Raw genomic sequence first — 5,339 nt, 5'->3', positions numbered from 1 at the left:
CTGCCTATCTTTTTTTACCACAAGTTGCCTCAATCCTTACTAGCTATGGGTTTGGGGTGGGTTGTCACCCCCCCAGGCCGTAACCAGGTTTGTCCGGGTTGGGATTTGCCAGCATATAAGCTAAGATTTTCGCCAAGCCGGCTTCGATCGAAAATGAAACTCGCTTGGATTCTATTACCACCAGCCACAACTGCTCTTTTAAAAGTAAAGTATCTAGGCTACCTTGGATGATAACGCCTTCATCTTCTTCGGAAATTTAAACTGATTTTTTGGGTTTAATGTAGAAAGGATGCAGATAAAACTCGCCGACAAATAACAGCGGATAGGCGCTCGACAAACTAATGTTGTTTTCCAGCATTGGCGGATACTCTAGCAAGTTGCAGTAACCCGCTTTAATCAGATTTAGCTGTCGTTTTTGAAAGTCGGTGATTTCGGGCATCTCGTTTTGCCATTCTCTAAAAAACTGGTCGTCTGTGACAAGTTGCAGGTCAAAAAGCGTTTTTAATTCTTCTAATGTGACATTGTTAGCGTGAATTGTTTGAACTCTAATTCAAGCACATTAATTTTATGGATACTTATAATTTTATCAAATTCCCAGCTAATAATATTATCTCGCTCAAAAGATAGCGAAATTGGTTCGTAGTTAAGACGAAGAGTCGCGCTCCAACTACCTCTGACTTCCAGTCTTCACTACGAAATGGTAACGGTTATTTTACCGAAGATGATATAATTCAAAAGTGAATTCTGCTAATTCCAAATTTTTTGCAAATTGAGAACAAATCCCGGTAAAACATTTTCCCCAGAAAGGGTGAGAGGAGATTGTAAAACTTCCACTTCTTGACCGGGACGATAAAATTCTACTTCTCGTTTTTTCGGTTAATCAACCAACCCAAACGACAGCCATTTTGCATATATTCTTGCATTTTTTCCTGAGTCTTTGTCAATCTGTCACTCGGAGAAAGAAACTCAATTACAAAATCCGGACACAAGGGGATAAATTTGTCTTTTTGTTCGGGTGTCAAAGCTGCCCAGCGGGCTTTTTCTACCCAGGAGACATCAGGAGAGCGATCGGCTTTATTGGGCAGAGTAAACCCTGTGGAGGAATCAAACACTTCTCAGAGTTCAGTTCGATCGTTCCACGTCCAGATTTGAGCATTCGCTGTTGAGTTGCTTTTTCCCGTTTCTCCTCCGGTTGGTGGCATGACAATTAATTCTCCGTTGGCGTTCCGTTCAAGTTTCAACTCCGGGTTTTCTTCGCACAGTTGATAAAACTGTTCAGAAGTTAGTTTGATAATGGAATTGAGGTTTAAGGTGATAGCAGTCATTGTTATTTACCTGCTGTTTGTAGGAACTTGATTAAGAATTAAAAATGGGATAATTCATTTTTAATTCTTAATTGTTAACTTTTAATTCTACTGCAATTGTTTGATTCTGTTGAGCGCGTCTTGATAGGCGCTGGTTCTTCCGCCTTGCTTGTAAAGTTCCGCTGCTTTTTGAAAGTCGGCAATTGCTTTTGCTTGGTCTTTGTTGTCCAGGTAAGCTAAAGCTCGGTTGTAGTAAGCGTCGGCAAAACCGGGATTGGCTGCGATCGCCAGCGTGTATGCTTGAATAGCAGTGGAACCGCGTGTGGGTTCGAGTGGGGGCAAGGCGGCGGTGATGAAAGTGCGCGCATTACCGATATTAAAATACAATTCAGGGGTATATTTGGGCTTGAAAGCGAGTGCTCTGTTGAAATCCGCGATCGCCTCCCAAGCATCTCCTTGATCTAACAGCGAAAGTCCTCGAAAATAATAAGCTTGGGCGTCTTGAGGATTGGCGGTGGATACCGGGCCGATAGTGGCGGGAGTATTGTCTACTTTCAACTCGGATTTGTTTATTCCCGCCGCCACTAGCTTCGCGATAAATGTATTGATTGGAACTGCTGCGTTAAATCCGGTTTTAATCGGGGCGACTTCGCCGGAACTCGTTTGCGCGAAACCAAATTCCCCTTGTCCGTGTAAACCGATGACTCGGCCTTCGGAGTCAAAAACTGGGCCGCCACTCATGCCACTCCAAGTTACGGCCTGATAACGCAAAGTGTAACCTTCCGGGCGGCTGCCAGGGCGGCTGGTAACGAGTCCGGGAGAGAGTTCGGGTTCTCGTTGGGCGCCGAAAAGTCCGCCCGTAGCGGGATAGCCGTAAACGAAGATTTGAGTGCCGATGACGGCTTGATCGGAATCTGCGATCGTCGCGACTGGATATTCTTCGGGGCTTTCAAATTTGACTACGGCTAAATCCGGGTCAGTTTCGGCAGTTTGCAAACGGGTGACGGAGGTTGCTTGATAGTTTTTGCCTAAAGACGTGCGAACGGTGTATTTCACGTCTGCTTTTTCTACGACGTGATTGACTGTTAAAACTGTGTAAGTTTTGCCTTTTTTGGCAATAATTACGCCAGAACCGTCTCCTAGGGAACTGTTAATTTGTACTGTCAGCGGCCCGGCAATGCTGGCGACTTCTTGGGGGGTTTTGGCGATCGCGGGTTGGCTGATGACTATGGTTAAGGCTGCGGTAGTTCCTGCTAGCAGGGTGGTTAAGGTGTCGTAACGAGAAAAATTTATATTCATGGCTATTGCTAATTAGTAGTTGGGTAGCGGGATTTGGCGGAGAAAGGGCGATCGGCGATTTGTGCTTTTTTGTGTTTAGTTTTATTACTGATTTGACGCAAAGGATCTCGGCTTTGTTCTTTAGTGATAATTTTACTCGCTTTTTTGTTCCGCGATTCCCTTGTTGACTGTAGGGTGAGTACGCTGCACCTTACTTAATCTCAACGTAGGCTGCCCAACTTACTTATTAAAACTAAACAATACATGACTCGAACTCGGTGGTTAGTTCTTCCTTAGTCATCGTTCCCCGTGCGACTCGCATGACTAAATCATATGCTCGATCGTCCGTCAAATTCAGAGTGCAACCATTCAAACGCAAAAAGGTATCTGTCACCGCAAAAGCCGTTCGTTTATTGCCGTCAATAAAGGGATGATTCATCGCTATGTGATAGAGATAGGCGGCAGCTTGTTCGCTAATTGTTGTATGCAAAAATTGACCGCCAAAAGTTGCTTGCGGTTGAGCCAAAGCCGACTCCAACAAGCCTTCGTCTCTGACGCCTGGAGTGCCACCAAAGCTAGAAATTTGGTCTGCATGAAGTTCTAGCACTTCATCTAGAGAGAGAAATTTAGGAGTTGGCAAGGCGACGGTAAACCTCCTCTCGTTCTTTTTTAGATGCTAGGTAAGCGTTCCAAACATCACTTTTTTCTGATTTTACAGGCTGTTTTGCCTTCAGGGCTAGTACAAACTCAAGCACTTCTTTCAACATAGGTTCTGGTACTTGGTCTAGTTCTTGAAGAAGTTGGTCTTTTGCGGTCATATTTTGTCGCAGTTATTTTACAACTATTTTATCCTAATTCATAAAACTTTTGCAACTGAGAGATTGTACGCGAGCATCTGTAGGGACACGGCACTGCCGTGTCCTTACCCGGAGTTTTTTAAATTGGTATTATAACCCTTTTACAACCAACAGATTAGATAATCAACTACTGTTCGATCGCACTTACAAATTTTGATATTCTGCAACCCATTCAACGATCGCCTCAGTCAACCCGTCTAACGTGTATTCTTTGGCTTCTACGTCTAACTTACCCAATAATTTCTGACAACTTTTGGAAGTTTCCGGCCCGATGGATGCGATGCAAACCTTTTCCAACCAATCCTGATATCCGGACAACTGCGGGCTTTGTTCTATGAGCTTGCAAAAGTTATGCACGGTTTTGGAACTGGCAAATGTTATGATATTTACGGCTTGATTTAGGAGTGCGGAGAGGGCGATCGGGTCGATAGTTTCGGGACAGCAAGATTGGTAAGCTGGCACTTCTATTACTTGCGCTCCTTTGGCGGTGAATTCTTTAACTAAAATTTCTCTGCCGCCGCTTTCTACTCTCGGAAATAGGATTTTGCAGCTTTGCAAGTTATCGGGGAAGTTATCGACTAGGGAATCGGCGACAAAGTTGGGGGGAATAAAGTCTGGTTGTAGAGAGTGCGATCGCAAACTTTCTGCTGTTTTTTTCCCGACAACGGCGATTTTAATCCCAAACAAACTCCGGGCGTCTTTGCCTTTTGCTTGTAAGCGTTGAAAAAAGCAGTCTACAGCGTTGTGGGAAGTGAGAATTAACCAGTGAAAGCTTGACAATTGTGCGATCGCACTGTCTAACGGTTCCCAGGTGGACGGCGGCCCAATTACCAAGGCGGGCATTTCGATAACGCGGGCTCCTTGTTGTTGGAGTCGATCGCTAAATTCAGCAGACTGAGAAACCGATCGCGTGACTAAAATGGTTTTTCCTGCTAGCGGCAATTTGCTGTTATTAGTGGTGACAGGTGTATCGATCATATTTGTGCTTTCTGGCTGGATTAAATATTCGCGCAATCTAACTACTTCCCCAATTACCATCACGCAAGGCGATAGAGATTGACCTGCTGTTTGCTGTACAATGTTCGAGAGAGTGCCCAGCCAAATTTGCTGTTCGGGGCGGCCACAATCTCGGATAATGGCGATCGGAGTTTCGGCCGATCGTCCGTGCTTTTGCAATTGCCAGATGATCTCGCTTAAATTGCGTCCTCCCATCAATATTACCAAAGTTTCTATCTGCACTAATGCTTCCCATTCCAAAGCATCCGGTTCATGGGCGCTCATCACTGCAAAACAGCGACTCATTACCGGATCTGTGAGGGGAATTCCTGCTAGTAAAGGTGCAGCTAATGCGGAGGATATTCCGGGTATTACTTCAAACTCGCAGCCCGCTGCGATTAATGCTTGAATTTCGGAACTGGAGCGACCAAAAATAAACGGATCGCCGCTTTTTAGCCGCACGACTTGTTTGCCTAACTTGCAATGTTCGACCAGCAAACGGTTAATTTCTTGCTGCTGTGTGGAAGGTTTGCCGCCGCGTTTCCCGACTTCTATTTTCAGACAAGTTGCTGGGATTAATTCCAGTTGCGGGATGTCGATTAGAGCGTCGTAGATTAAGACTTCGGCTTGGGATAGCAGTTTGTGCGATCGCACTGTCATCAAGTTACAATCTCCCGGCCCCGCACCGACTAGATAAACTTTCCCTTTGTGGTTTTTCACAATTCCTCCTCGACCTCCTCGATCGTCTCGATAGTATAGTTTTATGAATATTGGGGTGCTTCGGTGCACCCTACCCTACCCTATAATTTAATCAGATTTTTCAAGCAGCCTGTAGATACTGTCTTGACCTGTCAAGGGGTAGCAGTCAAATAATTAGGATCGAAAGGCTTTTGGGACTTTAAAA

General features: G+C 45.0%; 5 protein-coding genes and 1 pseudogene. All 6 read right to left on the bottom strand.

Translation table 11 applies throughout. The annotated features are described in order from the left end of the window. Positions 1-256: 256 nt before the first annotated feature. Complete coding sequence (locus tag QUA33_RS27450) at positions 257-439, bottom strand: hypothetical protein (protein WP_333099232.1); 183 nt, start codon at positions 437-439, stop codon at positions 257-259. 308 nt (positions 440-747) lie between these two features. Then, positions 748-1,325, bottom strand: a pseudogene (locus QUA33_RS27445) (Uma2 family endonuclease). Positions 1,326-1,412: 87 nt separating this feature from the next. Beyond that, positions 1,413-2,603: a tetratricopeptide repeat-containing serine protease family protein gene (locus tag QUA33_RS27440; protein ID WP_333152849.1), complete on the bottom strand. Its 1,191-nt coding sequence runs from the start codon at positions 2,601-2,603 to the stop codon at positions 1,413-1,415. 232 nt (positions 2,604-2,835) lie between these two features. Continuing rightward, positions 2,836-3,222 carry a type II toxin-antitoxin system death-on-curing family toxin gene (locus tag QUA33_RS27435; RefSeq protein WP_333152847.1) on the bottom strand — a complete coding sequence of 129 codons (387 nt, stop codon included), beginning with the start codon at positions 3,220-3,222 and terminating at the stop codon, positions 2,836-2,838. Next, entirely contained in the window at positions 3,209-3,400 is a 192-nt protein-coding gene (locus QUA33_RS27430) for a DUF2281 domain-containing protein (protein WP_333152845.1), read from the bottom strand. Before QUA33_RS27430 ends, QUA33_RS27435 begins: the two co-directional genes overlap by 14 nt. 183 nt (positions 3,401-3,583) lie before the next feature. Continuing rightward, positions 3,584-5,155 (bottom strand): uroporphyrinogen-III C-methyltransferase, encoded by a 1,572-nt coding sequence (gene cobA / locus QUA33_RS27425; RefSeq protein ID WP_333152843.1) that lies wholly within the window; start codon positions 5,153-5,155, stop codon positions 3,584-3,586. Between the last annotated feature and the right edge of the window lie 184 nt (positions 5,156-5,339).

The sequence above is a fragment of the Microcoleus sp. Pol14D4 genome (genome assembly GCF_036701245.1).
Classification (GTDB): Bacteria; Cyanobacteriota; Cyanobacteriia; order Cyanobacteriales; family Microcoleaceae; genus Microcoleus.
Note: the sequence above shows the minus strand (reverse complement) of the source record. Positions and strands in the feature narration are given on the sequence as shown.

What these genes read in the sequence shown, in the direction of transcription:
- QUA33_RS27440 (WP_333152849.1), bottom strand. Translation starts at nt 2,603, where the DNA reads ATGAATATAAATTTTTCTCGTTACGACACCTTAACCACCCTGCTAGCA.
- QUA33_RS27450 (WP_333099232.1), bottom strand. Translation starts at nt 439, where the DNA reads ATGCCCGAAATCACCGACTTTCAAAAACGACAGCTAAATCTGATTAAA.
- QUA33_RS27430 (WP_333152845.1), bottom strand. Translation starts at nt 3,400, where the DNA reads ATGACCGCAAAAGACCAACTTCTTCAAGAACTAGACCAAGTACCAGAA.